The organism is Komagataeibacter sp. FNDCR2, from assembly GCF_021295395.1.
Taxonomy (GTDB): domain Bacteria; phylum Pseudomonadota; class Alphaproteobacteria; order Acetobacterales; family Acetobacteraceae; genus Komagataeibacter.
In genome coordinates this window covers 1,899,921-1,926,308 of record NZ_JAIWOU010000001.1, presented here as the reverse complement: position 1 = coordinate 1,926,308, position 26,388 = coordinate 1,899,921, and the positions used below count along the sequence as shown (strand labels likewise).

Genomic DNA, 26,388 nt, shown 5'->3' with positions numbered 1-26,388 from the left:
ACGTTCCCCGTCGCGTGACGGGGGCCTGTTGCAAATCCGTATATCGTTTTCATTCCGGTCGGCCCGGCAGGCCCCTGCGGGCATGGACGGCCTGCGCCGCAGCATGGCCTGACCGGATCGCGCCCTCGATTGTGGCGGGCAATCCCGTTGCCGTCCAGTCTCCCGCCAGCAGCAGGTTGGCCGCCATGGTCCGCGTGGCGGGGCGCAGGCGGTCCTGCGCAGGCGTTGCGGCGAAGGTCGCGCGCTTTTCACGCACGATGCGCAGCGGCGGCATGGCCACGGGCAGCGGGGCCGTGGCGGCGGGGTCGATCGCGGCGCGCACCTCGTTCCAGATGATGGCGGCCAGTTCATCCTGATCGCGCGTGTCGTAGCGGTTGGCGGCGCTGACCGTGACCGACAGGATCCGGTCCTTGACGAACACCCACTCGCTCACGCCGCCCACCACGCCGATAAAGCGCGCCTGCGCCAGCCCGCCCGTCAGGCGCGGGGCCTCCGGCAGCACGAAATGCACGTTCAGGATGGATTCGAACGCATCGGGCGCGCTGAAACCGGGCAGCTCCGCCGCCAGCAGGCTGGCCGCGACCGGGGCCGGGACGGCCATGATGACCGTATCGCGCGGGCCGATGGCAATGCGTGCCGCGCCCAGCCGCAGGGCCGTGACGAGGCCATCATCCATTTCCACGGCGCTGACCCGGCTTGTATGCAGGACCTCCGCCTTCAGCACCGACAGGTGATCGAGGGCCGGGTCCACGAAACTTTCGGACAGGCCGCGGGCGGGAAAGCGCGGCAGGCAGTTGCGGCCACCGCGCGCCAGGCTTTCCTTCACCACCGCGCCCAGCAGGGCGGCGCTGCCGGTATCGGGCATGGTGTTGAGTACGGAAATGGCGAAGGGTTCGAGCAGCCGGCGCGCGAGGGTGCCGGGTTGCAGGCAGTCCGCCACCACCATGTCCGGTGTCGCGTCCATGAGTGCGAGCAGCCCGCGCAGTTCCCCCAGCCGCATGCCGGGCACGCGCCTGCGGCGCGAGAGCACCCACAGCGGCACCCGCCCGCGCGACAGGTCCAGCGTCCAGCGCAGCCGCTCGGCCAGATCCACGAACGGGAAGACCGGGCGGCTGGGCCCGACCAGCGTATCGCGCGCGCCGATCAGGCCCAGATAGCGGTACACCGCCGGGTTGCCCGACAGCAGCAGGTGGTTGCCATTGTCGATGCGGCAGCCCAGATGCCGGTCGAGATACGAACGCGCCCGCCCGCCACAGGCCGGCCCGGCCTCATAGACCGTGACACGCTCGGAGCCGCCAGCCAGCTCCACGGCGGCGGAAAGTCCCGCCAGCCCGCCCCCCACGATATGGACATGCCCGGACATGCCTTCAGCCCACCAGCGCGCGCAGGGCGATCAGCACCTTGCGCGGGCGCGAAAGCGAGACGCGCCGTTCCGGTGTTCCCCATCCCTGGCGTTCCTGCGCGCCGAGGATGGCGGCGTAGGTAGCCCCCATGAGGCGCGCCGGGCGCATGGCCGTGCGGTCGCACCGGGCCATGGCGGCGGCGGCGGCGCGGAAATGGTCATGCGCGCGACCGGCAAGGATGCGCCCCACCTGCTCCAGCCCGGGCGCGCGCACCACGGCATCGGGCTCGGGCGGGATGTCAAAACGCGCCAGCAGTTCGCGCGGCAGGTACAGGCGGCCAAGCCGCGCGTCCTCCGCCACGTCGCGCAGGATGTTGGTGATCTGCAACGCACGGCCCAGATGGTAGGCGACCTGGTCCGCATCGGCCGACGAATCACCGAACACCCGCACGGACAGACGCCCCACCGCTGAGGCCACGCGGTCGCAGTACAGGTCGAACGTCGCCTCGTCCGGCGCGACGACGGGGCCGCGCGCGTCCATTTCCATCCCGTCGATCACGGCGGCGAAATCCTCGCGCCGCAGGTCGAAGCGGCGGATGGTGGCCATCAGCACGCGGTCGATGCCGTCACGCGCCTCACCGGCGTAAAGCCGGGCGATGCGCGCGCGCCATTCCTCCAGCCTGCGGCATTTGTCGTCCGCCTCGCCCGCGTCATCGGCCACGTCATCGACCAGGCGGCAGAAGGCATAGACCGCGTACATGCCATACCGCCGCTCGGGCGGCAGGATGCGCATGCCCTTGCCAAAGGAGGTGCCCGAACGCACCACCACCCGTTCGACCGCCGCCAGATCGGCGGGATCGCAGCCCAGTACCGGGGCCTCATCATGCCGCGCGCGCAAAAAACCCATTCCCGCGTGTTCCGTTCACTTTACGAATTACAGTCCGCCTGTTCTTAGCGGCAATCACGGCCAAGGACAAAATCCGGCGCCAGAGCCCGGTCCCGGAGCCCGGCCCTAGAGCAGCGTGCGCAGCGCACCGGCAAGGGCGCGCAGCACATCGGGGCGGGACAGCTTGACGCGCTGCGCCAGCGGATCCTGCACGCGCAGCCGGGCCGCCAGCCTGCGCGAAAGCCCGACGATCACCGCCGCCTCCATGCGCATGCGCCGGTCGCGGATCAGGCCGGGCAGGCGGGCGGCCTCCCGGTTGAGCCTGTCCACCTGGTCGAGCAGCGCGTCGAACACCCGGCGCAGGCCCGGCACGGTGGCGGCCCCGCGCAGGTCGTCCACCCGCACGCCCTCACGCTCCAGCCACGGGCGCGGCAGGTAGCAGCGGTCGAGATTGCGCAGGTCATCGGCGCAGTCCTGCAGGTGGTTCAGGACCTGCAACGCGGTGCACAGCGCATCGGACGGGCCGAAGGTGCGCGGATCCTCGCCATGCAGCTCCAGCAGGAACCGCCCCACGGGGTTGGCGGAATAGCGGCAGTATTCGGCCAGCTCCTCCCACGAATCATACCGGTTCTTCACCGCGTCCTGCCGGAACGCCACGATCAGGTCCGTGGCGGTGGAGGTGGAAACGCCGGTCTGCGCCAGCGTGCGGCCCACGCGCACTGCCGTCTGCGCGTCGCGCCGTGGGGGGGCGTCGCGGCGGCCCAGCACCACGTCTTCCATGGCGTTGAGGCGCGCGATCTTGGCCTGCGGGTCCAGGCGGTCGGTATCGACGATATCATCGATCACGCGCGCGAAATCGTAATAGGCATGTACGTGCGGACGCAGCCTGCGGCTGATCAGCAGGGAGCCTACCGGAAAATTCTCATCGCCGGCGTCCTTGCCGGACGAGACATCCGCGTTTCCCCACACGGCCCGCTCATCAGTGTTCACCCTACGTCGTCTCCCATGGTGCGGTTCATTACGGTGGCGTTGCCCTCGCCCCGCATGGAGGTCGAGATCGCGCCGTCAGGCTCGGTATAGGCGCGGCTTTTCCACACCACGCCCCGGCCCCGGTGGTGGTCCACCGCCGAACCGATTGTCGCCAGCATATAGAACCCGGCGATGGCCGGCAGCAACATCGCCCATGCGGGTGACTGTCTGAAGCGGCGCAGCGTGGGGGTGTACGACGCCATGGACATGATCCACGCGCCCGCCCCCAGCAGGCAGGGCAGCCCGTGGCCGAACAGGGCAAGCTGCATGGGAACGATCCACAGCAGGATCATGCCGATGATGGTGCCCACCAGCATCATCGGCGAATAGTCGAGCTGCACATAGGCCGTGCGCGCCACCATGCGCCAGATATCCGCCGGGTCGGGATAGGGGCGGATCGAGCGGGCCAGGCAGCTATGGCCCAGATAGATCGCGCCGCCGCTGTGCTTGATATGGGCCGCCAGCGTGCAGTCATCGATCAGCGCGCCGCGCAGGCTCTCGATCCCGCCGATGCGCGCGAGCGCGGCCCAGCGCACCAGCACCGTGCCGCCCGCCGCCCCCGCGACCCGGCTGCGCGGATTGTTCACGCTGGCGAAGGGATAGAGCAGCGTGAAGAAGAACACGAAAGCCGGGACCAGCATGCGCTCGGCGGGGCTGGCGCAGTTCAGCTCCACCATTTCGGACACCTGGTCGAGATGGTCGGCCTCCGCCTTGGCCACCAGTGTCGAGACATGGCGCGGGTCGTGGGTGATGTCGGCATCGGTCAGCAGCACGAAGCCGCTGGAATCGGGCATGAGTTCACGCGCCCGCGCCACCCCCTGCGACACCGCCCACAGCTTGCCGCTCCATCCCGGCGGGCGGGACTTGCCCGTCACCACCGTCAGCCGCCTGCGCGGATCCGGCACGGAGCGCGCCAGCCTGCCGGTGCCGTCGGTGCTGTTGTCATCGACCACGATGACATGCAGCTCACCGGGGTAATCCTGGGCCAGCAGGGAACCGACACACCGCGCGATGGAGGCCGCCTCATCACGCGCGGGCACCACCACGCACACCTCGGGCAGGCACATTTCGGGGCGGTTCCCGGCGGCGGCAAGCTGCGCGCCGCGCACCGGGCGCAGGATGGGCCCCGCCTGCCAGAAGCGGCCATGGCAGAAGATCAGCCCCAGCCAGATGACAAGGGTCAGGATGGAAAGGGGGAGCACGAGCATGACCGGAAACCTCAGTCCAGCATGCCGTGCTGGCGGAACCAGTCTATGGCGTCCTTCACCGCCTCACGCGCGGGGCGGGGGGCGTAGCCCAGTTCCCGGATCGCCTTGTCCGATGAAAAGAACATTTTCTTGTGCGACATGGCCAGCATCTCACGCGTGACGCGCGGCGCGATGCCAAAAGCGCGGGACAGCCATTCGCTCGCCACCGCCACCGGCCAGATCACCGCCTGCGGCAGGCTTATGCGCGGCGGCGCGACACCGGCCAGTTCGGCCGTCATGGCGAACAGGTCGCGCAGCAGGTAGTTCTGGCCGCCCAGAATGTATTTTTCCCCGATGCGCCCGCGCTCCAGCGCCAGCGCATGGCCTTCGGCCACGTCATCCACATGCACGATGTTCACGCCGGTATCGACATAGGCCGGCATGCGCCCCGCCGCGCAGTCCAGGATCATCTGCCCGGTGGGCGTGGGCTTGATGTCGCGCGGGCCGACGGGGGTGGAGGGGTTCACGATCACGGCGGGCAGGGCGCGTTCATGCACCAGGCGCAGGACTTCCTGCTCCGCGCGGTACTTGGAGCGTTTGTAGATGCCGATCACGCCATGTTCGTGCACCGGCGTTTCCTCATCCGAAATCGTGCCGTCCCCGATCAGCCCCAGCGCCGCGACGGAGGAACAGTACACGATCCGCTCCACCCCCGCCTTCTGCGCCGCGAGCATGAGCGCGCGCGTGCCCTCCACGTTGGCCACCATCATCGGGACCGGGTCGGGCACCCACAGCCGGTAATCCGCCGCGACATGGAAGACGTAGCGGCAGCCCTTCACCGCCGCGTCGAAGCTGCCGGGGGTGGAGAGATCCCCCTCCACCAGTTCGGCGGGGAGATCGCGCAGATTGGTCAGGTCGCTCCCCTTGCGCACCATGAGCCGGAGCGTGTGCCCACGTTCCACCAGGTTGCGGGCAACGGCCGAGCCGACAAAACCGGTCGCGCCGGTCACAAGGGTTGGGGCAGTCATGGTCTGAATGATCACTCCGTCAGAGGACAGAATTCACGATTGCGATACGGACTCGCAACCGGAGAAGGTTCCATTTATCCCGACACCTCCCGGTGGCGCCAGACCCTGCTGTAGTGTAAGTCAGGCCCAGTTGACCACTGTGGTCCGATTTCACCCGGTGTTCCGACGCCCACAGACCAAGACGGATCTTTTTTGAGAAAGCTCACCATCCTGCTGGCCATCCTTGGCCTGGCCCTGCTGACTGGCTGCACCGCGTGGTACGGGGCCGGGTCCGTGATCAGGGCCGTCGTCTCCATCGGGTTCGTCGGGTTCATGGCGACCGTCATGGCGCAGCTTGCAGTTGACGCAATACTGGGTCTTGCGTGGCACGCGGCTTACCGGGACATTCCGTTCGTGCAACTGCTGGTTTCGCGCATGATCCGCGATGCGGCGGCCGCATGCCTGCCCTTCTCGCAGCTTGGCGGCATGGTGGTGGGGATCCGGGCCACCTGCTCGAGCGACCTGTTCGCGCGCGGCAAGGGGCATCATGTCAGCGGGGGGGAAGCCGCCTGCGCCAACCTGGTGGACATCACCACCGAGGTGATGGGGCAGATCCTGTTCATCCTGACCGCGGTGCTGTGCCTTGTGGCCCACCAGCAGTCCAGCCCGTTCGCGCGGCCGGTCATCATCGGCCTTGTGCTGCTGAGCCTGGGCATCGGCGGTTTCATCTGGACCCAGCGCCACGGGGGCGACCTGCTCAAGCGCGTGGGCAACAAGCTGGGCAGCAACATGGCCGCGCAGTGGCAGGATGCGATGCTGAACAGCGCGGACAGCATCCAGGACCGTTTCAACGCCATCTGGTCGCGCCCCGGCCGTATCGTGCAGGGCGCGCTCCTGCATTACGTGGGCTGGCTGGGCAGCGCGGCCACGATCTGGATCGCCTATTATTTCCTGGGCGCGCATCTGAGCTTCAGCGGCGCCATCGCGATCGAGGGCGTGGCCTGCGGCATCATGTCCGTCTCGTTTCTGGTGCCCGCCGGGCTGGGGGTGCAGGAAGCGGCCTATATCACGCTTGGCTCGGCCTTTGGCATCGCACCCTCGGTCTCGCTGGGGCTGTCGCTGCTGCGGCGCGGGCGTGAACTGGTCATCGGCATTCCCATGCTGCTGATATGGCAGGGAATGGAAATGCGCGGCCTGCGCCACAAATCAGCCAGCCCCATGGCCGATGACGCGGCGGCCCCGCTGCCCGCGTCGGGTTCCCTGCGCGAACAGACGGAGGCCGCGCGGGACTGATCCCGCGTGCTGTGTGCGAACCTTGAGCCAGACAGACCCCACCATGCCGGACGTCACCCCCCCCCTGTTCGATACGCTGGTCATTATCGGGCCGGGCCTGATCGGCTCCTCCATCCTGCGCCGCGCGCGTGATGACCGGCGCATCGCCCGCCATCTGGTCGCGTGCGACATAAGCCCCGAGGTCCGCGCGCGGGTGGCCGAACTGGATATTGCCGACACGGTCGAAGCCGATCCGGTCAGGGCGGTGCGGGGGGCTGAGTGCGTCATCATCTGCGTGCCGGTGGGGGCGATCGCGCTGGTGGCGGCCCAGGTGCTGCCCGCCATGAAGCCGGGCGCGATCCTGAGCGAGGTCGGGTCGGTCAAGAAAACGGTCATGGACGCCATGGAACCGCTTCTGGCCGCGCACCCCGATATCGCCTTCGTGCCCGCGCACCCCATGGCGGGCACGGAGTTTTCAGGCCCGGACGCCGGTTTCGCCACCCTGTTCGAGGATCGGTGGTGCCTGCTGACCCCGCCGGAAAACACGCCCCCCCCCGCGATCGCCCGCATCACGACCCTGTGGGAGATGATGGGCGCGCGCGTGCGCTCCATGACGGTCGAGCATCATGACCGGGTATGCGCCATTGTCAGCCACCTGCCGCACCTGCTGGCCTTCACCATCTGCGGCACGGCGGATGACCTGGCGGATGAAACCCGTTCGGAGGTGCTGGATTTCGCGGCGTCGGGCTTCCGGGATTTCACGCGCATCGCGGCTTCGGATCCGACGATGTGGCGCGACATCTTCCTCAATAACCGTGAGGCGCTGCTGGAGATGCTCGACCGCTTCATCGCGGATGCGCAGGCCATGGGCAACGCCATCCGCACGGGCGACGAGGACGTGATCGTGGGCCGGATCAAGCGTGGCCGCGCCATCCGGCGCAGCCTGATCGAGAACCGGCAGGCCTGAGGGTCATTTCCCGGGGGTCATTTGATGATGGCGACACGCAGCGTGTTGGTGCTGCCCGCCACACCGAACGGCAGGCCCGCGACGATCACCACCCTGTCGCCCACCGTGCCATAACCATCCATCCGCGTAACGGACAGGGCCTGGTCCACCACGCTTTCGATCGTATGGACCGGCGCTTCCTGCCCGACGGATATGGCCTGCACCCCCCAGGCCACGGCCAGCCTGCGGGCGATGTCATCGGTGGGTGTGAGACCGAGGATGGCGCAGGCCGGGCGTTCACGCGCGATCCGGAGCGCGGTCCGCCCCGACAGGGTGAAGGCCGCGATGGCGGCGGCGTCCACCGTGGCGGCGATCTGTCCCGTGGCGGCGGCGATGGCCCCGGTCACGTCATGTTCGGGCGCGGGGCCGGAGCTTTCCATGTGGCGGTGCCAGCTTTCGTCCCCCTCCACCCGGCGTACGATCCGGTCCATCATGGCCACCGCCTCACGCGGGTAGGACCCGACCGCCGTCTCGGCCGAGAGCATCACGGCGTCCGCGCCGTCGAACACCGCCGTCGCCACGTCCGACGCTTCCGCGCGGGTGGGGGTGGGGGCATGGATCATGCTTTCCAGCATCTGGGTCGCCACGACAACGGGCCGCCCCATCTGCCGGGCCACGCGGATAATGCGCTTCTGGGCCAGCGGGACGTGTTCGGGCGGCAGTTCCACGCCCAGATCGCCGCGCGCCACCATGACCGCGTCCGACAGGGCGACAATCTCTTCCAGATTGTCCATGGCCTGCGGTTTTTCCAGCTTGGTCATGATCCATGCGCGGCCATCGGCCAGCGCGCGGGCCTCACGCACGTCATCGGGGCGCTGGACGAAGGACAGGCCGACATATTCGATGCCGAGTTCCAGCGCGAAGGCCATGTCCGCCCGGTCCTTGTCCGTCAGGGCCGGGATGGGCAGGACCACGTCGGGCACGTTGACGCCCTTGTGGTCGGACAGCGCGCCACCAAGCGTGACCTCGGTCAGCAGGAAATCATCGCCGCGCTCACATACCTGCAGCGCCAGCCGCCCGTCATCGAGCAGCAGGGAACTTCCCTTGCCCGCAGCGGCCAGAATTTCGGGGTGCGGCAGGCACACCCGGGTCTCGTTGCCCGGAGTCGGGTCGAGATCGAGCCGGAAGCGGGCGCCCGCGGTCAGTTGCACGCGGCCGTTGACGAAATTGCCGACACGCAGCTTGGGGCCCTGCACATCGGCCAGTATGCCGATGGGGCGGCCCAGTTCGGCCTCCACGTCGCGGATCACGCCATGGCGGGCGGCGTGGTTCTCATGCGTGCCGTGGGAGAAATTGAGCCTGAATACATCCACCCCCGCCACCGCCAGCGCGCGTATGCTCGCATGGTCTGATGTGGCCGGCCCCAGTGTTGATACGATCTTGGTCCGGCGTATGGCGCGATAAGGTGTTTCCGGCATCATTTTCTCCTACCTGTCCGTAATCGTCCTCAGGAGGGCGAGACGACCTCCTGCGGTAATAATCCCCATATTGCGCTGCGTTCCAGCCAGCCACCATACTGCTTGACCGAGACCTTGCACCACAGGCTTCCCGCTTGGCACTGGCGCAGGGTGCCGACCACGCCCGGACGCAGCACGGCCACGATGGCGGACGTGGTGCTGGCGTCCGCGCGCAGCATGACTGCCCCCCGGATGTCCGCCGCCTGCGTCGCGTCCGCCACATGCCCGACCAGCCGGGTATCGGCCCGGCCGATCACGTCGGTTGTCCCGGCGTCGGGCTGGCCTGCCTGCCGGGCGTCGCCCTGTGGCGGGAGACCCGGTATGACAAACGTGCGGGTTCCCACCAGGGTTGCCTGCTGGACCCAGCCCTTCTGTCCGTCCGCGTCCTCGACCAGACGCCAGACATCGAATTCCCGTTCGATTTTCACGGGCAGGCCACGGCGGTGATAGACCCAGTCGATCGGGTAACGCTGGCCCGGTCCCGTGCGCAGGTTGACCTCATCCGCGCGGAAGGCGGCGAAGCGGGGCAGGGGCAGCCCGGTCACGCTGCCCTTGCTGTTGTCCACCGGCGGGGGAGGCGGCGCGGTTTCGGCGGGCGGAGTCGTGCCCGGTGCGGGGGGGGGCGGGGTGCCGCCGGTGGCAGCGACCGCCCCCGCCCCGACCGCTGCCGCCCCGGTGGCGACGGCGGCGGCATGGTGGTGGCGGGCGGCATGGTGGCCGGCCTTTTCCTTGCCCGCATGGGTGTGGACCGTATGCACATGGGCATGGCCAAGGCTGCTGGTCGCGCCCTGCGGGGCATGGGCGGCATGGTGGTGGTGCGCCGTCGCCACCGGGGCCGCTGGTGCCGCCGCGCAGGCCATGTGGCCCCAGCCCAGGGCCAGCAGGCCCACGCCGCCCGCCAGATTGCCCCACCGCAACCGCATCATGGCGCGAGAGGGCGCTCCGGCCACTCGCGCAAGGAATTCATGCCGCACGCACCGCGCCATCGTGTTCTTCAATCCTTACAGGGTTATGATCTGCCGCCCCCGGGCGGCTTCGAGAAAGGTGGGGATCCCGGCTATCCGGACACCATCAAGCAGAAGTTGCGGCGTGAGGTCACGAAGTTTCAGCGCCGCCTCGCAGGCCATGAGGTCCGCGCCAAGTTCGATCGCGGCTTCGCGCAGGCTGTCCATCCCCGCGACGCCACGGGCCTGGACCGCCCGGTCATCGCAGGCGTCGTGCAGGCCGCTCCAGTCACGCGCCAGCGCATGCACCCCGCGCCCGGCGGCGAACACGATGACCGGGCGGTCGATGGCCAGCGCGCCCGCCGCCAGCATGAAGGCGTAATGCGCCCGGGCATAGGTTCCATCATGAAGCAGGATGGCCAGCGCCGCTGTCTCGCCCTCGGGCGTCATGACGCGGGTTCCGCCGCCACCGCGCAGGTGGCGGCAGGTGCGTGGCGGTGGGCCGACAGGTCATGGATGGACGGGTGCGCGCCACACAGGGCGCAATCGGAGTCGGCTGGCAGCGCGATGGTGTGAAAGCGCATGGCCAGCGCGTCCCATACCAGCAGGCGACCGGCAAGGCTTTCGCCTATTCCCAGGATTTCCTTCAGCGCCTCGGTCGCCTGCAACGTGCCCATCACGCCGGTCACCGCGCCGAACACCCCCGCTTCCGCGCAGGAAGGCACGGTGCCCGCCGGTGGCGCTTCGGGGTACAGGCAGCGATAGCATGGCCCACCGGGGCGGAAGGTGGAAAGCTGCCCCTCAAAGCGCAGCACGGCGGCGGAGACAAGGGTGCGCCGTTCCAGCGCGCAGGCATCGGCCACCAGATAGCGGGTCGCGAAATTGTCGCTGCCATCGCAGACCAGGTCGTAGCCGCGCACCAGTTCGCGCGCGTTGTCCGCCGTCAGCCGGACGTTATGACAATCAACCCGTGTTCCCGGATTGATCGCGCGCAGCGCCTGCGCCGCCGATTCGACCTTTGGCTGACCGATCCGGTCGGTCACATGCGCGATCTGGCGCTGGAGATTGGACAGGTCCACCACGTCGTCATCGACCAGCCCGATCCGGCCCACCCCGGCGGCGGCGAGATACAGCGCGACAGGGGAGCCCAGGCCCCCTGCGCCAACTATCAGAATACGTGCTTTTTTCAGGGCATCCTGACCCGTTCCGCCCACTTCGGGCAGGAGGATGTGGCGCGCGTAGCGCTGGATCTCTTCCTCGGTAAAATTCATCCCTGTCTCCTGGCGCGTCGCATGGCGCCTTCATGGCGGATACACCGTGCGCGTGGCGGAACGCAGCGGGAAGCAGTGGTCATGAGATCACGATTACGTGATAATTTCTTCATATAATCATGAAACCAATGCATGCCGGATATGTTTCCAGTATAGTCCATAGGGCACGTGAAACCATCTCGGGGGGAGTATAAATCAATGTCTTATCTTTCCCGTATGGAAATTCCCGGCGGTGTCGCCGCCCTGCGCCGCCAGCAGGCGCGCTGGGTCTGCGCGGGCACGCTGGCGGCCGCGACATCGCTTTATGCGGCGTCGCCCTTTTTCACGCTGTGGTCGATTACATCGGCGGTCCGCACCCACGACATGGGCAGCCTGAACACCTGTCTCAAGTGGGAATCCGTGCGCAGCAGCCTGAAAAACCAGGTGGTGGATGGCCTGATCGGTCCCCCGCACGCGGATGACGAACTGCCCGGATTCGGGGAATCCTTCGCGTCCTCCGCCGTGTCCAACGCGATTGATGAGGAAGTGCGCCCCGACCGGCTGGGTACGCTGGTGGACCACCTGCTGCCGCAGGGTCCGGCCAGTGCGTCCTACCATACATGGTCCGCCATGGTGGGCCTGCTGGGGCGGGTGCATATGCATTTCACCCATCCGGGCGTGTTCGAGGCCAGCGTCATCATGCCGGGGCATGAAAACGAGACGCCGCTGCGCCTGCAGATGCGGATTCATGCCTTCCAGTGGAAGATCGACCGCGTGGAACTGCCCGCGGCCCCTCCCGAACCCCTGATCGAGGCCTCGGCGGGGCCGGTTCCGCAGCCCCTTACGCAGCCCTAGGCTGCGGCTGGAGCGGAAAGAACTTCCGCCCCGGTAACGGGTTATTTCGGGGCGGGCAGGTCTTCTTCCAGCACCGTCATGTGTACGGCGTAGGAAACTTCGCCTTCATCCTCGTCACGATGGACCGTTCCCACCACTTCGCCGTTAACGGCCAGTTCGACCGACAGGCCGGCGCGCGGCGGTGCGTTGACTGTAAGCCCCGGTGAACCCAGCAGACGACGCAGGCAGACCTGAAGGCGCGAAATTTCAGAAGAGGACATGGCACTCATGAACGTATGTTCTCCACAAAGGCAGGACCCGCCGGAAATGGAATCGGGGCCGGATATGGCCCCCCGTCAACGCGCGTGGCTGGTCCGGTCAGGATCGCGCGGCTGCCCCGGTAAATACGGGCACCGCCGCAGGCTATAGGCATATGCGCGGCAGGCCGCAACCGGCGTGCCCATGATTTTCCCCATCACTGCCCTGCCAGCGCCACGATTGCCGCCTTTTCTGGACCATAGCGCAACACCAGTAAGAAGGGAGAACATAAACCATGCGTATCCGGTTGTTTCCCCGGCTGATGCTGCTCGTGGCCCTGCTTGGTCCCGCCGCCGGGCTGACGGCGCTGGCGGCGAGCCTGCCCAAGGACGCGGCGGTGACCGAATCCGTTTCCACCCTGAGCGCCCGCGCGCTGGCCCGCCAGATTCATGAAGAGGGCGCGCAGGCCACCGTCCGCACGCTGGATGACCAGAAGGCCTGGCCCCGCCTGCGCCGCGCGGTGGCGGCCGGGTGGGATGGGTGGATTGAACTGGTGCCCGACCTGATCATCCATGCCGATGACGCGACGGCCAGCCGCCTGCGCACGGCGCTGCGTCTGGCCCTGCCCCGCAACCCGCGCGCCGTGCTGGCGGTGATCGACCCGGGCAATGGCGCGCTGCTGGGCGCGGGTGCGGTCTGCACGCCCCATGGCATGTCCACCCGCTGGCGGCGTGACAGCACGCGCGCCGTCAGCGCCATGCATGACATTCACATTGCCCATCAGGCCACCGACTGCCTGGCCGCGCTTTCGGCGGGCGCGCCTACCGAAACGGCAGATAACGGAACGTGACGTAAATGGTGTTGCCCCCCGTGGTGGGAGACGTGCCATCACCGCCCTTATAGGCGAATTTCCGCAGGTAGGTGTACTGTACGCCGGTCATGACCGCGCCATAGCCGCCCTGTAGCACATGCCACCAGCCGCCTACCGTCAGGTCGGCCAGGGTATGGGTCTGGGCGTCGCAGCTCCCGCCGGTAATCAGTTCCACGTCACAGCTATGCAGGGCCAGGTCGTTCACGCCGTAGCCGTACTGGAACCCGTCCTTGCCGGTATATGTACGCCGCCCGGAGCTTTCCACCCCGCCATACAGATAGACCAGCAGGTTGGGGGTCGGATGGCCGATCAGCCCCATGCTGCCGATGATTTCGGGAATGGGGGCGGGCGTGCCATCCGCCTTGAACGTGGCGTCGGGCAGCATGCCGGGGCCATAGCGGCCGATCCCTTCGCCCGCCAGCACATTGCCGGTAAACTGCAGGAAACGGGGAATGACATGTACCGTCACGTCGCCGCCCACGCCGCCGGCAAAGGCGATCCGTTCCTTGATCGGGCCGTTGGGGGCCTGCGCCATGGCCTTGAACCAGCGTGCGAGGCCATAGATTTCGTAATGCGCGGGCTTGGTGTCCAGCGCGCCCTTCAGCACGATGTCCGGGGCGACATCCATGCTGTATTTGGCATTGGGGTTGAGCATGCCGGAACCGGCGTTGCTGTAAAGCAGCGCCGTGCCTGAGGAGAGGGTATCCCCATTAGTCAGCATGGGGTGGTCGCCCACGCTTCCTGACGTCGCATAGGCCACCTGCGGCGCTTCAAGCGAAAGCCCCAGCCACCATTTGCGCCCGAAATCCTTGATGAAGCGGATCTGCGGCACGCGGGTGAACACAATGCCCGGAATCTGGTTGTTATCGACCACTGGCGGCAACTGTTCATGGCGCGACAGCAGGCCCTGCGTGTAACCCGTGGTCAGGCTCCATGCCTGCCCGGCCAGCACATGGAAGCCCCATTTCGTGTTGCTGTAGGTCATGTACGCCTGACGGATGCGCGGCGTGTAGCTGTTGGTCTGGTAACTGTTGGCCGTGCCCGCCGCCCCGCCGAAATCGGTTTCGATATAGCCGGACAGGGTTTCATCCTTGGTGGGGGATCCCTGCAGCAGCACGCTCAGGCGGGTAAGCTGGGCGGAGGGGCGGTACTCCCCGGTATGGGCATTGGGGTTGTTGGCGTAGGGGAAGCTGCCCCAGCTCGTGGCCGGGCCGCTGGTCAGGTTCTTGCTGCGGTAGATGTTGGAAAAGTCGATGAACCCCCCCAGCCGCACCGACACCCCGCCAATGCGGAATATGGGGGGCAGGCTGTCAACACCGGTCTGGGTAATGGCCAGCGGGCTGGAGGAATCGAGATCGAGCCTCGGCTGCGCGGGAATGATGGTGTCGGTCATGGTGTTTTCGGCCGCCGCCGCGGCCTGCGCGTCATCCGACAGGGTAGGCCCGCCGATGACGAGGCGTGACAGGTCGGGCATGGCGGTAATCTGGCTGGACTGCGTGGGCGCGGACCAGCCGCCCGGCACATGCCCGCCGGAGCGCAGGGAGCGGCTGACGGGACCGGACGGGCCGCCATGCGCCATGCCGTGACGGGCCTCAAGCACTTCGACCTTGGCTTCCATGCGCCGCATTTCCGCCCGCAGCGCCCGTATTTCCGCCATGTCATCCGCCCGTGCGCGATCCACCGTGGCCATGCCGCCCAGCATGGCCACAAGCCCGCCCAGCATCAGCACCGACCTGCCGCCCCTGCCGGAAGGGCAGGAAAGAGGGTCTTCTTTCCAACAGCAATTCATCAGTCTGGCGTGTCTGCCCCTGAACATACGGTTAACAAAGCCCACCTGCATCGTGGCGCGTGAAGAATATCGGTTCCGATCGACTGACGGTAGATAAAGCCAGAACCCTTATTGCCTGCATGGCGGCATACGCAATACGGGACCGGGCGGCATCCTATATAGAAAAAATGTTGAACTGTTATGCATTAACTATTCTCATGCACGGCATATATTCGCATGATCTTCTTTATTTCACACCATTTCTTCCGTTAACTCAAGAGCTGTACATGCTGATGACGGAGTAAGACAGATGACCGTAGCCCGTCAGCCCGGTTTCCATCCCGCCGAGGACCGTCCCCTTGCCGGCGCCGCGCATCCGGACCATCCCCTGCACTGGAAACTGTATGGCTGCGAACTGATCGCGACGGCGGTGCTGATGCTCTGCGGCATCGTTTCCGTCACCGTGCTGACCACGCCCTATACCCCTGTTGGCCGGGTGCTGGACCACCATCCCATCGCCCAGACCGCGCTGTGCGGGCTGTTTTTCGGGCTGTCGGGCACGGTGGCCGCGTTCACGCCGTTCGGGCGGGTCAGCGGGGCGCATGTCAGCCCCTCCGTCTCGCTGGCATTCAGCCTGGCGGGGCGGCTGGGGGGCGTGGATCTGTGCGGGTACATGGTGGCGCAGATGGCGGGCGCGTGCGTGGCGACGCTGGTGCTGGCGGTTGTGGGGCACATGCTGCCGGGGTGGGGGCATATGGTGCAGGCCTCCGCCTATGCCGCGACCATTCCCTTTTCGGGGGTGGCGGTCATATGGCCGCTGGTGACGGAGGTGGTGCTGACCGGCCTGCTGGTGCTCATGCTGTTCTGCCTGGCCGCGCATCCCACCCTGAAATGGGTGACGCCATGGGCGGGCGGGCTGTTCTTTCTTGTCTGCAACCCGGTTTCGGCCTGGCTGTCGGGCAACAGTTCCAACCTGGCCCGCAGCTTTGGTCCCGCCCTTATGGCCGGGCAGTGGCATGCGTTCTGGATCTACGCGCTGGGGCCGTTCATGGGAGCCGCGCTGGCCACATGGCTGCTACAGTCGAAGTGGTTCGACCGTATCGAGGTCGAGGAAGCGCGGCTGGTCAATTTCGGCCATCATGGCCGCGTTCCCTCCCTGCTGCATCCGGGCCGCCGTGCGGGCAGGCCGGTGCGGGAGGTGAAGGGGGATGCAGGGTGATTGATGTGCAGATACTTGCAATCGGTCCGGATTGTTCCCACTATCATGGCATATAGAACGCGAATCGGGCCTTGGGCCCCTTTCGCGGGCGTTCTCAGGGCGGGGCGAAATTCCCCACCGGCGGTGATTGTGCCCTTTGCGGGGCGCATAAGTCCGCGAGCGCCCGACCGCATTCCGTGCGGACGGGGTCAAGCAGATCCGGTGTGATTCCGGAACCGACGGTTACAGTCCGGATGAGAGAGAACGAAAACCGTGCCCCCGCCATTTCCCCTGGAACTGGCGGTGAGATGGTTTTACGCGCCCTGAGTCCGTCCGGATGGATGGAGTACTGTTTTTGGACGCGTTGCCACAGGGTGCCGATACCCCCCCAGTTCCCGACATGCCCGAAGCGGTCAGGCGCGCCTTTTACGCGGCGGTGGACGAGGCGGCCCGTCATGTCGGCGCGACCGCGCCCAACCCCCCGGTGGGCTGTGCGCTGCTGGACCGTGGCGGCACCATCCTTGCCGTGGGCGGCCACCACCGCGCCGGTACCCCCCATGCCGAGATACAGGCCATAAACCAGTGCCGCGACCGCGGCCTGCTCGATCGCGCCCATGCCGCCGTGGTGACGCTGGAACCATGCAACCATACCGGGCGGACCGGCCCGTGTTCGCAGGCGCTGCTGGCCACGCCGGTGCGTGAGGTCTGGATCGGGGTGCGCGATCCCAACCCCCATGTCGAAGGGGGCGGGGCCGATTACCTGCGCCAGCACGGATGCGCCGTGCATGTGCTCCAGCCCACGGGCGCGCAGGCCCCGGTTCTGGCGATGTGCCGCAGCCTGCTGGCTCCCTTTACCCATTTCATGCACACGGGCCAGCCGTGGATCACCGTAAAGCAGGCGCTGGACGCCGCCGGTTCCATGGTGCCGCCCGCTGGCCGCACGACCTTTACCTCCGACGCCTCGCTCGACCTCGCGCACCGGCTGCGCCGTGCGACGGACGCCGTGATCACCACGGGCGGCACCATCCGTGCCGACAGCCCCGCACTGACCGTGCGCCGCGTGCCGGACCATCCCGGTCGCGCCGCGCGTATCCTTGCCATCTGCACCCGTAGCGGCGAGGTGGATGACGCCTACCTGCTGGCCGCCCGCGGGCGGGGCTTCGATGTCCGCCTGTGCACCGACATCGAAGCCCTGCCCGACATGCTGGGCCAGGCGGGCGTGACCTGGGCAATGGTGGAGGCCGGCCCCGCGCTGCTGGCCGAAATCCGCGCGCGCAACCTGTGGCATGACTGGCTGACCATTACCGCGGGCGACGGGGTGGACCACCTTGATGTGCGCGTGCGCACCGGGGATGTGACCCCGCTGCGCCTTTTTCCCGAATTCGCCCCTGAACCCCCCGCCATGAAGGAGTCATGATGTTTTCTGGTATTATCGAGCACCAGGGCCGCGTAAGCGCGGCGCGCAGGCTGGACCGGGATCTGGAAATAACGGTTGCAACCGGCATTACCGATCTCAGCCTGGGTGAAAGCATCGCCGTCAATGGCGTGTGCCTCACCATCACCTCGTTTGACGCGGCGGGCACGGCCATGTTCTTCCTCAGTTCGGAAACGCTGGCCTGTACCGCGCTGGGCCGGATCGAAGCCGGTCATATCGTCAATCTGGAGCGCGCGGTCACCCCGGCCACGCGCCTGTCGGGCCATATCGTGCAGGGGCATGTGGATGGCACGGCGCGGCTGCTGGGCGTGGAAAAGACGGGCGAGGGACGCCATATCACCTTTGCGGTGCCCGCGCGCCTGCGGCGCTACCTGGTGGAGAAGGGGTCCATCACGCTCGATGGCATCAGCCTGACACTGAACGAGGTCGGCGCGCCGGGCGGTGACGGCTGTGCGGCGGACATGTTCCGCATTGCCCTCATGATCATTCCCCACACGTGGGACCATACCAGCCTTGGCACCCTGAAGCCGGGAGACGCGGTGAATGTCGAGGTCGATGTCATCGCCAAATATGTGGAGAGCGTATGTCAGTACCGTTGATGCCCCCGGCGGTGGCGCAGGCTGTCGCCACCATTCGCCGGGGCGGAATGATCATCCTTGTGGATGATGAGGACCGCGAGAACGAAGGTGATCTGGTCATGGCCGCCGAGTTCATGACCCCCGAGGCCATGAACTTCATGGTCACGCATGCCCGTGGGCTGGTGTGCATGCCCATGTCGCCCGAACGGATCGCCCAGCTTGACCTGCCCATGATGACGCAGGTGAACACCTGCCCGCGCGGCACGGCGTTCACCGTCTCGATCGAGGCGCGTGAAGGCGTCACCACTGGCATCTCCGCCGCCGATCGCGCGCGCACGGTGCTCGTGGCGGCAGCACCCGACGCCACGGCGGCCGACCTTGTCTCGCCGGGGCATATCTTCCCGCTGCGCGCGGTGCCCGGCGGTACGGTCGCGCGTCCCGGCCATACGGAGGCATCGGTCGATCTGGCGCGCATGGCGGGGCTGATCCCCGCGGCCGTGATCTGTGAGATCATGAATGCCGATGGCAGCATGTCCCGCATGGATGACCTGCGCCCCTTTGCCGAAAGGCACGGGTTGCAGATCCTTTCCATCGCGGAGCTGGCGCGCTGGCTTGCGGCCCATCCGCTGGACGGCGGGACGGACGCGCCCGCCGGTATCGAGCAGGTCGCCCGCGCCCGCCTGCCCGGCCGCTTTGGCGGGCCGGACATGATGATCCATGCCTTCCGCGCGGCGGACGGGACCGAGCACGTGGCCATGGTGAAGGGCGATCCGGCGGCTCCCGGCACCGTTCCGCTGGTACGCCTGCATTCCGAATGCGTGACCGGGGATGCGCTGGGTTCGCTGCGCTGTGACTGTGGCGCGCAGTTGCAGGGCGCGCTCCAGCAGATCGGCCAGGCAAAGGCCGGGGTGCTGGTATACGTGCGCGGGCATGAAGGGCGCGGCATCGGGCTGGCCAACAAGATCCGCGCCTATGCCCTGCAGGACGAGGGGCTGGACACGGTGGACGCCAACCACCGCCTTGGCTTCGAGACCGATGCGCGCGACTGGCATGCGGCGTCCGCCATCCTGCATGCGCTGGGCGTGAACCGGCTCGACCTGCTGACCAACAACCCCGACAAGGTGCGCGCCCTGCAACAGCATGGCTTTGACGTGCGCGAGCGCATTGCCCTGCAGGTTGCGGCCAATCCCTTCAACCGCGCCTATCTGGAAGCCAAGCGGACCCGGATGGGCCATGCCCTGTGCGAGCCGGAAACGGCGGACATACACTGAACCAGACCACTGGATACGGATAAAGCCGGATATGAGTACCAACACCCCCTCCACCCCCGCGCGCCTTGAGTTCGCCCACCCGCCGCGTCTTGCCATCGTGGTCAGCCGTTTCAATGAGAACGTGACCCACGGCCTGCGCGACGGCGCGCTGGCATGGCTGGCGGAACATGCGATTTCCATGCGTGAGGAAGATGTCATGTATGCGCCGGGCGCGTATGAACTGCCCCTGCTGGCGCAGACACTGGCCCGTACCGGCCGGTATGACGGCGTGGTCTGCCTTGGCTGCGTGATCAAGGGCGACACCGCGCATTTCGAATTCATAAGCCTTGGAACGGCGATTGGCCTGCAACAGGCATCGCTGAACACGGAAGTGCCGATCGCCTTTGGCGTGCTGACAACCTACACCGATGAGCAGGCCGTGGTCCGTTCGCGCGATGATGTGCACAACAAGGGGCGTGAAGCCGTGGCCGCCTGTGTTGAAAGTCTCGCATTGCTTCAGAAAATCAGAGGCTGCTAGGATGGCGCGGGGCCAGACAAATGGCTGAAATCAGCCTGTTATGGTCCTGTTTTCGCTATATGGACAGGGATGACGGATGCGGCAGTTCACCCTCATCGCCGGGGCATTCGGGATCGGTCTTACCATATGGATGCTCGGGCGTTTCGGCCTGCGCGACATTCTCTGGCTGATCGCGGCTGGCGGGTGGAGCATTCCCGCCGTCATCGTTTTCCATGCAAGCCAGGTCTGCGCCTCGGCGCAGGCGTGGCGCATCCTGGCCCAGACCGGGCGGCGTCCGCTGGGTTTCATGGATTTCTTCGCCCTGCGCTGCGCGCGTGAAGGGATCAACAACCTCCTGCCGGTGGCGCAGGTGGGGGGGGAAGTCATAACGACCCGCCTGCTGGCCCGGCGCGACGGGCTGGGCATACGGCGGGCGGCGGCATCCACCATATGCGACCTGACGATCGAACTGCTCAGTCAGGTTACGTTCACGCTGGTCGGGCTGGGGGTGCTGTTCTGTCTCGTTCATCGTTCGCATGTGACGGATGAGCTGATGGAAAGCGCGCTGGCGGCGTTCCTGCTGGGGGCGGTTTTCCTGGGCAGCCAGTATCTTGGCGCCGTCTCGGTCGTGGAAAGGCTGCTGGTGCGCATCGCCGCCCATCTGGGGTGGGACGGGGTGGAGGACATCCGGGGCCTGCACCATGAAATCCTGGCCCTCTACCGCACGCACGAAAACTCGGTGCGCGCGGGGGCGTTGCAACTGCTGGGCTGGTCGCTGGGCACGTTCGAGGTTTTTCTCATTCTCGATGCGATGGGGCACCCGCTTTCACTGGCTGACAGTTTTGTGATCGAGAGCGTGGGGCAGGCCGCGAAGTCCGCCGGGTTTGCCGTACCGGGGGCGCTGGGGGTGTCGGAAGGCGGTTATATCATCATCGGGGGGCTGTTCGGCCTGTCGCCGCAGGTGGGGATCGCGCTGTCCCTGATCAAGCGCCTGCGTGAGATCGCATGGGGCCTGCCCTCGCTTCTGGCATGGCAGGCGATGGAAATACGCTGGATCCGTCCCGACCCGTCCCCCGCCAAGGAAATACACCTGCCCGGCCAGCCATGACAAAGTTGCGCCGTCGGCTCCCCATCCCGATATAAAGAACCACCTTGCATCCATGCCACATCATGGGCCAAACCGGGCCTCTCCACCGACTGCCGCGTCCCGTGCGGCACGACGTAGGTTTCTGAAGGGCTGAATACTCGTCATGCTATCGGTACCGCTTGGGCGTCTCGTCGCTTTCTGTTCCCGTCGCGCCATTGCGGTCGTGCTGGCCTTTGCCGTGCTGATAGTGGGCGCGACCTATGCCAGCTACAGCCTGCTGGGCGTGACCACCGATACGGACACGATGTTCTCGTCCTCGCTGGACTGGAAGAAGCGCTCCGACGAGATGGGGCGGCTGTTCCCGCAGAAGCAGGACCTGCTTGTCGCCGTCATCGACGCGGCCCTGCCCGAGGAAGCGCAGCAGACCGCCCTGGGGCTGGCGGCCAGACTGCGCGACGACCACGCCAATTTCAATTACGTCACCACGCCCCAGACCGATCCCTACCTGGTGCGCAACGGGCTCATGTTCCTTGACCCCAAGGCGCTGGAGCGGGTGCTCAATACCGTCATCATCGCCCAGCCCTTCCTGAGCGAACTGGCGGCGGATCCGTCGGGGCGCGGGCTGTTCAGCGCGCTGGACCTGATCGCGCTGGGCCTGAGCCAGGGGCAGGCGGATCTGGGCAATTTCCGCGCCGCGCTGGATGGTTTCGCCACCACGTTGCAGCATTCGGTGGACGGCACGCCCGAACCCCTTTCATGGGAGCGGATGCTGGCGGGCGACCTGGCCGACCTGGGGGGCAAGTACCAGTTTGTCGTGACCCAGCCCCGGCTGGATTATGATTCCTTCCAGCCCGGCGGCGCGGCGTCGGACGCGATCCGGGCCGCGGCGCGCGACCTGCCCTTTGTCAAAAGCGGGCGGGCGCATGTCCATATCACCGGCGATGTCCAGATCGCGGATGAGGAATTCGCGACCGTGGCCGAAGGCATGGTGGCCGGTCTGCTCGGCTCTCTGGTCCTGGTCACGCTGTGGCTGGTGCTGGCGGTGCATACATGGCGCATCATCGTGCCCATCATCATCACGCTGGTGTCGGGGCTGCTGCTGACCACGGGCTTCGCCGCGCTTGCGGTGGGCAAGCTGAACCTGATCTCGGTCGCCTTCGCCATCCTGTTCGTGGGGATCGCGGTGGACTTCGCCATCCAGTTCTCGGTCCGCTTCCGGGCACAGACCCTGCCCGATGGATCCGCCCCCGTCCTGCTCGAAGCCCTTGAGCGCACCGGCAATGAAACCGGGCACCAGATCCTCGTCGCCGCCACGGCCACATCGGCGGGCTTTCTGGCCTTTACCCCCACCGCCTTCGTCGGGGTGGCGCAGCTTGGGCTGATCGCGGGCTTTGGCATGCTGTTCGCCTTTGTCTGCACGCTTACGCTGCTGCCCGCGCTGCTGCGGCTGTTCCGCCCCACGGCGGGACATGGCCGGATGGGCTTTGTCTTCGCCCGTCCCATCGACCATGCCATCCGTCGCCACCGCAGGCCGATCCTTGGCGTGTTCATGGTCATCGCGCTGGCGGGCCTGGCGCTGACGCCGCGCCTGACATTCGATGCCGACCCCCTGCATACCAAGAACCCCAAATCCGAAGGGATGGTCACGCTGGGCATGCTCATGTCCGAGCCGCAGTATTCGCCCTATACCGTGGATGTGCTGCTGCCGGACCTGAAACAGGCCGGGGCCATGTCCGACAGGCTGTCCGGCCTGCCGATGGTGCATGACGCGCTGTGGCTCGGCTCGCTCGTGCCATCGGACCAGAAGGACAAGCTGCCGCTGATCGCCGATGCGGCCAACATCCTGCTGCCGACCCTGCTGGTCGCCAACCCCAAGCCCGCGCCGGATGCCGCCGCCCTGCGCGCCGCCGCCGCGCGGACGGCGGCGGCACTTGGGGGCGTTCTGGACAAGCTGCCCGCCAATGACCCGCTGCGCCGCATCCAGTCGGCGCTGGCGCATCTGTCGAAGGCGGATGACCAGCGTGTGCTGGCCACCAACGAGGCACTGGTGCGCTTCCTGCCCATGCAGCTTGACATGCTGCGCGACATGCTGCGTGTCAGGCCGGTTACGGTGGCCGACGTGCCGGCGCAACTTGCCCATGACTACCTGCTGCCGGACGGGCGCGCCCTGGTCGAGGTCCATCCCAGCCATGAGATGAAGGGCAACAGGGCGCTGCATACCTATGTCAACGAGATCCGCGCGATCGCCCCCATGGCGGCCGGTTCCGCCATCGACATCGTGCAGAGCGCCGCCACCATGGTGCATGCCTTCGTCACGGCGGCGGCGGCGGCCATCGTCATGATCGCGATCATCCTGTCGGTTGCCCTGCGCCGGGTGCTGGATACGGCGCTGGTGCTGGCGCCGCTGCTGCTTTCGGCGCTGATGACGGTGATTCTGGTCATCGTCGTGCCCGAGCAGCTCAACTTCGCCAACATCATCGCCCTGCCCCTGCTGCTGGGGGTCGGGGTGTCGTTCAATATCTATTTCGTCATGAACTGGCGCGCGGGCATCAAGCTGCCGCTGTCCAGCCCCACGGCGCGCGCGGTGCTGTTCTCGGCGCTGACGACGGGCACGGCGTTCGGCTCGCTGGCGGCATCGCACCATCCGGGCACGGCCAGCATGGGGCGGCTGCTACTGCTCTCACTGGGCTGCACGCTGGTGGCGACGCTGGTGTTCGTGCCCGCGCTGCTGCCCAAACGCCCGATTGACGAGGCGTGAGGCTACTGGAAACGGAAGTTTCCGAAAAAACGTCCACCTTCAAAAAAAGGCCGCTGTCCTTTCGGACGCGGCCTTTTTCGTTACCGATGCGCGGGGGTCAGGACTTGAACCAGACCTCGACCGGGCCGGTCACCTTCATGGCCATGGGGTTGCCGAAGCGGTCGGTGCCGCGTCCGACCGCCAGCCGCACCCAGCCTTCGCTTATGCAGTATTCCTCGACATTGGTTTTCTCGATGCCCTTGAAGCGCACGCCAATGCCGCGATCGAGCAGGGCTTCGTCATAAAAGGGACTGGCGGGATTGACGGACAGACGGTCCGGCGGGGTATCGGTCATATCTGGTCTTTTCCGTATGCTGAACGTGAAACGCTGTCTGACATAGCGGGAATGCCGTTACTCTCCAACACCCTGCGGCGCATCTTCCTCGACCACGCGGATCATGGCCTGCCCCCGGGTTATGTCGGTAATGCGCGTGCGCACCTCCGGCTCGCGCGTGGCGGGGGCGCTGATATGCAGGCCCACGCCATCCGCGCCGAAATCTTCCGCCACGATCCGGCACTCCATGCCTTCCAGCCGGGCGCGCAGCAGCGCATGTTCGGAAAAGCCGCAGGTGAAGGTCAGGTCCACCCTCTCCACGATCGGGAGCCGGGGGGCCTGGCGCAGGCATTCCGCCGCTGTCCCGCCATAGGCCCGCACCAGCCCGCCCGCACCCAGCTTGGTGCCCCCGAACCAGCGGGTGACGACGACCACGGTGCGGTCGAATCCCTGCCCCTCGATTACCTGCAGGATGGGACGGCCCGCCGTGCCGCCCGGCTCGCCCGCGTCATCGCTGCGGTAGGTCTGGCCAATCAGGTAGGCCCAGCAGTTATGGGTGGCGTCCGCGTCGCTGACCGTGGCGATGAATTCCATCGCTTCCGCGGGGGTGGAAACGGGGGCCGCCTGCGCAAGGAAAATGCTTTTCTTTATTTCCCGCTCCAGTATCGCGGGTTCACGCAGCATGAAGCGTTGGGGCGCACTCACGCGCTGGCCTCCTCCCCCGCCTGCGTGAACAGGCCGACCAGATCGCCCAGATGGCCGATTTCCTGAATGCCAAGTCCATCCGGGGCGGACGGCCTGCGGTTGCCGCGCGCAATGCGGCGCGGCAGGAAAGCGTGCTCGAATCCCAGCTTGTGCGCTTCCTTCAGCCGTGTATCGGGTTGCGAGACCTGGCGGATTTCGCCCGACAGGCCGACTTCGCCAAAATAGACCGAACCCGCACTGGTCGGCTGTCCGGTGGCGGCGGATACGAGGGCGGCTGCCACCGCCATGTCGGCCGCGGGTTCCCCCACCCGCAGGCCGCCTGCGATGTTGAGGTGGACATCCATGGTGTTGAGCTTGATGCCGCAGCGCGCTTCCAGCACGGCCAGCAGCATGTTCAGCCGCCCCGTATCCCACCCCACGACCGCACGGCGCGCACCGCCATCGCCCGCCTTGGGCGAAAGCAGGGTCTGCACCTCCAGCAGGACGGGCCGGGTGCCTTCCATGCCCGCGAACACGGCGGAGCCCGCGATATGGCCCCGCCGCTCGGCCAGGAACAGGGCGGAAGGATTGGGCACTTCCTCCAGCCCCTGATCGGTCATGGCGAAAACGCCGATTTCGTCCGTGGCACCAAAGCGGTTCTTGGCCGCGCGCAGGATACGGAACTGGTGGCCGCGATCGCCCTCGAAATACAGCACCGCATCGACCATGTGTTCCAGCACGCGCGGACCGGCCAGCGCCCCTTCCTTGGTGACATGGCCGACAAGGATCAGGCTGAAACCGCGCTGCTTGGCCAGGCGGATCAGTTCGAATGCGCAGGCGCGGACCTGGCTTACGGTGCCGGGTGCGCTTTCCACCGTTTCCATCCACATGGTCTGGATGGAGTCGATCACGACCAGCGCCAGATCGCTTTCCGCCTCCAGCGTCGCGACGATGTCGGCCACGTTGATGGCGGCGGCGAGTTCCAGCGTAGGCGCGTCCAGCCCCAGCCTGCGCGCGCGCAGGCGGATCTGGTCCACCGCTTCCTCGCCCGAGATGTACATGACCTTGCGCCCCAGCCGCGCCAGCGCGCATGCGCCCTGCAACAGCAGGGTGGATTTGCCAATGCCCGGATCCCCGCCCACCAGCACGACCGAGGCCGGCACCAGCCCGCCCCCCAGCACGCGGTCCAGTTCGCTTATGCGGGTTTCTATGCGCGGTGGCGGTGGGGTGTCGCCCGCAAGCCCCACAAGGTTGATGCGCGCGCCGGTGCGCCTGCGCGCGTTGGTGCCGCCGGTCGCGGTGGGTTCGACCGTTTCCTCGACAATGCTGTTCCACGCGCCACAGGCATCGCACCGGCCCGACCACTTGGAAAAGACCGCCCCACAGGACTGGCAGACAAAACGGTTAGCGGGCCGACGCGCCATGATGGCTCCTTGCGCAAGAACAGACCGGATATA

25 protein-coding genes and 1 riboswitch are annotated in these 26,388 nt (G+C 66.9%); of the genes, 11 read left to right on the top strand and 14 right to left on the bottom strand.

Annotated elements, in window-relative coordinates:
• Nucleotides 1-49: 49 nt before the first annotated feature.
• From hpnE to hpnA, 5 genes are all read right to left on the bottom strand, one after another.
• On the bottom strand, nt 50-1,363 hold the full coding sequence (gene hpnE, locus LDL28_RS09145) for a hydroxysqualene dehydroxylase HpnE (protein WP_233058263.1): 1,314 nt from the start codon (nt 1,361-1,363) through the stop codon (nt 50-52).
• Nucleotides 1,364-1,367: 4 nt separating this feature from the next.
• Complete coding sequence (gene hpnD, locus LDL28_RS09140; protein ID WP_233058262.1) at nt 1,368-2,249, bottom strand: presqualene diphosphate synthase HpnD; 882 nt, start codon at nt 2,247-2,249, stop codon at nt 1,368-1,370.
• A 105-nt stretch (nt 2,250-2,354) separates the two neighbouring features.
• Entirely contained in the window at nt 2,355-3,218 is an 864-nt protein-coding gene (hpnC, locus tag LDL28_RS09135; RefSeq protein WP_233058261.1) for a squalene synthase HpnC, read from the bottom strand.
• Nucleotides 3,215-4,465, bottom strand: coding sequence for a glycosyltransferase (locus tag LDL28_RS09130; protein ID WP_233058260.1), 1,251 nt, complete (start codon nt 4,463-4,465; stop codon nt 3,215-3,217). The genes hpnC and LDL28_RS09130 overlap by 4 nt, the downstream gene beginning before the upstream one ends.
• Nucleotides 4,466-4,476: 11 nt before the next feature.
• Nucleotides 4,477-5,472 carry a hopanoid-associated sugar epimerase gene (gene hpnA / locus LDL28_RS09125; protein ID WP_116702173.1) on the bottom strand — a complete coding sequence of 332 codons (996 nt, stop codon included), beginning with the start codon at nt 5,470-5,472 and terminating at the stop codon, nt 4,477-4,479.
• Between the two features lie 192 nt (nt 5,473-5,664).
• Here hpnA and LDL28_RS09120 point away from each other — a divergent pair, with 192 nt between their 5' ends.
• Nucleotides 5,665-6,744 (top strand): lysylphosphatidylglycerol synthase domain-containing protein, encoded by a 1,080-nt coding sequence (locus tag LDL28_RS09120; RefSeq protein ID WP_233058259.1) that lies wholly within the window; start codon nt 5,665-5,667, stop codon nt 6,742-6,744.
• A 43-nt stretch (nt 6,745-6,787) separates the two neighbouring features.
• Entirely contained in the window at nt 6,788-7,690 is a 903-nt protein-coding gene (locus LDL28_RS09115; protein WP_233059250.1) for a prephenate dehydrogenase/arogenate dehydrogenase family protein, read from the top strand.
• A gap of 17 nt (nt 7,691-7,707) precedes the next feature.
• Here the strand turns inward: LDL28_RS09115 and pyk are convergent, their stop codons facing one another.
• From pyk to LDL28_RS09095, 4 genes are read right to left on the bottom strand one after another with little or no spacing between them, the layout of a single operon-like run.
• Nucleotides 7,708-9,147, bottom strand: a complete 1,440-nt coding sequence (gene pyk / locus LDL28_RS09110) for a pyruvate kinase (RefSeq protein ID WP_233058258.1) — start codon at nt 9,145-9,147, stop codon at nt 7,708-7,710.
• A gap of 29 nt (nt 9,148-9,176) precedes the next feature.
• Entirely contained in the window at nt 9,177-10,172 is a 996-nt protein-coding gene (locus tag LDL28_RS09105; RefSeq protein WP_233058257.1) for an SH3 domain-containing protein, read from the bottom strand.
• Between the two features lie 15 nt (nt 10,173-10,187).
• Nucleotides 10,188-10,580, bottom strand: a complete 393-nt coding sequence (locus tag LDL28_RS09100; RefSeq protein ID WP_233058256.1) for a DsrE/DsrF/DrsH-like family protein — start codon at nt 10,578-10,580, stop codon at nt 10,188-10,190.
• Nucleotides 10,577-11,401, bottom strand: coding sequence for a molybdopterin-synthase adenylyltransferase MoeB (locus LDL28_RS09095; RefSeq protein WP_233058255.1), 825 nt, complete (start codon nt 11,399-11,401; stop codon nt 10,577-10,579). Before LDL28_RS09095 ends, LDL28_RS09100 begins: the two co-directional genes overlap by 4 nt.
• 198 nt (nt 11,402-11,599) lie before the next feature.
• On the opposite strand from LDL28_RS09095, the gene LDL28_RS09090 reads away from it, so the two are divergent.
• The gene (locus LDL28_RS09090) at nt 11,600-12,235 is read left to right on the top strand and encodes a DUF2939 domain-containing protein (protein ID WP_233058254.1); all 636 of its coding nucleotides are present in this window, start codon (nt 11,600-11,602) and stop codon (nt 12,233-12,235) included.
• Between the two features lie 41 nt (nt 12,236-12,276).
• On the opposite strand, the gene LDL28_RS09085 is transcribed toward LDL28_RS09090, so the two are convergent.
• On the bottom strand, nt 12,277-12,504 hold the full coding sequence (locus tag LDL28_RS09085; RefSeq protein ID WP_025813609.1) for a DUF3126 family protein: 228 nt from the start codon (nt 12,502-12,504) through the stop codon (nt 12,277-12,279).
• 263 nt (nt 12,505-12,767) lie between these two features.
• Here LDL28_RS09085 and LDL28_RS09080 point away from each other — a divergent pair, with 263 nt between their 5' ends.
• Complete coding sequence (locus LDL28_RS09080; protein ID WP_233058253.1) at nt 12,768-13,322, top strand: hypothetical protein; 555 nt, start codon at nt 12,768-12,770, stop codon at nt 13,320-13,322.
• Here the strand turns inward: LDL28_RS09080 and LDL28_RS09075 are convergent.
• Complete coding sequence (locus tag LDL28_RS09075; RefSeq protein ID WP_370636379.1) at nt 13,294-15,066, bottom strand: hypothetical protein; 1,773 nt, start codon at nt 15,064-15,066, stop codon at nt 13,294-13,296. The genes LDL28_RS09080 and LDL28_RS09075 overlap by 29 nt on opposite strands.
• A 355-nt stretch (nt 15,067-15,421) precedes the next feature.
• On the opposite strand from LDL28_RS09075, the gene LDL28_RS09070 reads away from it, so the two are divergent.
• From LDL28_RS09070 to LDL28_RS09040, 7 genes are all read left to right on the top strand, one after another.
• Nucleotides 15,422-16,330 (top strand): MIP/aquaporin family protein, encoded by a 909-nt coding sequence (locus LDL28_RS09070; RefSeq protein WP_233058251.1) that lies wholly within the window; start codon nt 15,422-15,424, stop codon nt 16,328-16,330.
• An 86-nt stretch (nt 16,331-16,416) separates the two neighbouring features.
• A riboswitch (FMN riboswitch) is annotated at nt 16,417-16,579 on the top strand.
• 130 nt (nt 16,580-16,709) lie between these two features.
• Nucleotides 16,710-17,726, top strand: coding sequence for a bifunctional diaminohydroxyphosphoribosylaminopyrimidine deaminase/5-amino-6-(5-phosphoribosylamino)uracil reductase RibD (ribD, locus tag LDL28_RS09065; protein ID WP_233059249.1), 1,017 nt, complete (start codon nt 16,710-16,712; stop codon nt 17,724-17,726).
• The gene (locus LDL28_RS09060; protein ID WP_233059248.1) at nt 17,726-18,343 is read left to right on the top strand and encodes a riboflavin synthase; all 618 of its coding nucleotides are present in this window, start codon (nt 17,726-17,728) and stop codon (nt 18,341-18,343) included. The genes ribD and LDL28_RS09060 overlap by 1 nt, the downstream gene beginning before the upstream one ends.
• A complete protein-coding gene (gene ribB, locus LDL28_RS09055; protein WP_233059247.1) occupies nt 18,343-19,593 on the top strand; it encodes a 3,4-dihydroxy-2-butanone-4-phosphate synthase in 1,251 nt (416 codons plus the stop codon). Before LDL28_RS09060 ends, ribB begins: the two co-directional genes overlap by 1 nt.
• Nucleotides 19,594-19,624: 31 nt before the next feature.
• Entirely contained in the window at nt 19,625-20,110 is a 486-nt protein-coding gene (gene ribH, locus LDL28_RS09050; protein ID WP_233058250.1) for a 6,7-dimethyl-8-ribityllumazine synthase, read from the top strand.
• Nucleotides 20,111-20,186: 76 nt separating this feature from the next.
• On the top strand, nt 20,187-21,197 hold the full coding sequence (locus LDL28_RS09045; RefSeq protein ID WP_233058249.1) for a lysylphosphatidylglycerol synthase domain-containing protein: 1,011 nt from the start codon (nt 20,187-20,189) through the stop codon (nt 21,195-21,197).
• Between the two features lie 142 nt (nt 21,198-21,339).
• Complete coding sequence (locus tag LDL28_RS09040; RefSeq protein ID WP_233058248.1) at nt 21,340-23,934, top strand: MMPL family transporter; 2,595 nt, start codon at nt 21,340-21,342, stop codon at nt 23,932-23,934.
• 97 nt (nt 23,935-24,031) lie between these two features.
• Here LDL28_RS09040 and LDL28_RS09035 read toward each other — a convergent pair whose 3' ends face one another.
• The 3 genes from LDL28_RS09035 to radA are packed head-to-tail and all read right to left on the bottom strand — an operon-like array spanning nt 24,032 to nt 26,355.
• Nucleotides 24,032-24,268, bottom strand: a complete 237-nt coding sequence (locus tag LDL28_RS09035) for a DUF3297 family protein (protein WP_025814346.1) — start codon at nt 24,266-24,268, stop codon at nt 24,032-24,034.
• 57 nt (nt 24,269-24,325) lie between these two features.
• Nucleotides 24,326-24,952: a YigZ family protein gene (locus LDL28_RS09030; protein ID WP_233058247.1), complete on the bottom strand. Its 627-nt coding sequence runs from the start codon at nt 24,950-24,952 to the stop codon at nt 24,326-24,328.
• Nucleotides 24,949-26,355: a DNA repair protein RadA gene (gene radA / locus LDL28_RS09025; protein WP_233058246.1), complete on the bottom strand. Its 1,407-nt coding sequence runs from the start codon at nt 26,353-26,355 to the stop codon at nt 24,949-24,951. The genes LDL28_RS09030 and radA overlap by 4 nt, the downstream gene beginning before the upstream one ends.
• Nucleotides 26,356-26,388 lie beyond the last annotated feature (33 nt).

Excerpts from the sequence above, each read along its gene's own strand:
- hpnE (WP_233058263.1), bottom strand. The coding sequence starts at position 1,363 with ATGTCCGGGCATGTCCATATCGTGGGGGGCGGGCTGGCGGGACTTTCC.
- hpnD (WP_233058262.1), bottom strand. The coding sequence starts at position 2,249 with ATGGGTTTTTTGCGCGCGCGGCATGATGAGGCCCCGGTACTGGGCTGC.
- LDL28_RS09130 (WP_233058260.1), bottom strand. The coding sequence starts at position 4,465 with ATGCTCGTGCTCCCCCTTTCCATCCTGACCCTTGTCATCTGGCTGGGG.
- hpnA (WP_116702173.1), bottom strand. The coding sequence starts at position 5,472 with ATGACTGCCCCAACCCTTGTGACCGGCGCGACCGGTTTTGTCGGCTCG.
- LDL28_RS09115 (WP_233059250.1), top strand. The coding sequence starts at position 6,788 with ATGCCGGACGTCACCCCCCCCCTGTTCGATACGCTGGTCATTATCGGG.
- pyk (WP_233058258.1), bottom strand. The coding sequence starts at position 9,147 with ATGCCGGAAACACCTTATCGCGCCATACGCCGGACCAAGATCGTATCA.
- LDL28_RS09105 (WP_233058257.1), bottom strand. The coding sequence starts at position 10,172 with ATGGCGCGGTGCGTGCGGCATGAATTCCTTGCGCGAGTGGCCGGAGCG.
- LDL28_RS09100 (WP_233058256.1), bottom strand. The coding sequence starts at position 10,580 with ATGACGCCCGAGGGCGAGACAGCGGCGCTGGCCATCCTGCTTCATGAT.
- LDL28_RS09095 (WP_233058255.1), bottom strand. The coding sequence starts at position 11,401 with ATGAATTTTACCGAGGAAGAGATCCAGCGCTACGCGCGCCACATCCTC.
- LDL28_RS09090 (WP_233058254.1), top strand. The coding sequence starts at position 11,600 with ATGTCTTATCTTTCCCGTATGGAAATTCCCGGCGGTGTCGCCGCCCTG.
- LDL28_RS09085 (WP_025813609.1), bottom strand. The coding sequence starts at position 12,504 with ATGAGTGCCATGTCCTCTTCTGAAATTTCGCGCCTTCAGGTCTGCCTG.
- LDL28_RS09080 (WP_233058253.1), top strand. The coding sequence starts at position 12,768 with ATGCGTATCCGGTTGTTTCCCCGGCTGATGCTGCTCGTGGCCCTGCTT.
- LDL28_RS09075 (WP_370636379.1), bottom strand. The coding sequence starts at position 15,066 with ATGCTGGGCGGGCTTGTGGCCATGCTGGGCGGCATGGCCACGGTGGAT.
- LDL28_RS09070 (WP_233058251.1), top strand. The coding sequence starts at position 15,422 with ATGACCGTAGCCCGTCAGCCCGGTTTCCATCCCGCCGAGGACCGTCCC.
- ribD (WP_233059249.1), top strand. The coding sequence starts at position 16,710 with ATGCCCGAAGCGGTCAGGCGCGCCTTTTACGCGGCGGTGGACGAGGCG.
- LDL28_RS09060 (WP_233059248.1), top strand. The coding sequence starts at position 17,726 with ATGTTTTCTGGTATTATCGAGCACCAGGGCCGCGTAAGCGCGGCGCGC.
- ribB (WP_233059247.1), top strand. The coding sequence starts at position 18,343 with ATGCCCCCGGCGGTGGCGCAGGCTGTCGCCACCATTCGCCGGGGCGGA.
- ribH (WP_233058250.1), top strand. The coding sequence starts at position 19,625 with ATGAGTACCAACACCCCCTCCACCCCCGCGCGCCTTGAGTTCGCCCAC.
- LDL28_RS09045 (WP_233058249.1), top strand. The coding sequence starts at position 20,187 with ATGCGGCAGTTCACCCTCATCGCCGGGGCATTCGGGATCGGTCTTACC.
- LDL28_RS09040 (WP_233058248.1), top strand. The coding sequence starts at position 21,340 with ATGCTATCGGTACCGCTTGGGCGTCTCGTCGCTTTCTGTTCCCGTCGC.
- LDL28_RS09035 (WP_025814346.1), bottom strand. The coding sequence starts at position 24,268 with ATGACCGATACCCCGCCGGACCGTCTGTCCGTCAATCCCGCCAGTCCC.
- radA (WP_233058246.1), bottom strand. The coding sequence starts at position 26,355 with ATGGCGCGTCGGCCCGCTAACCGTTTTGTCTGCCAGTCCTGTGGGGCG.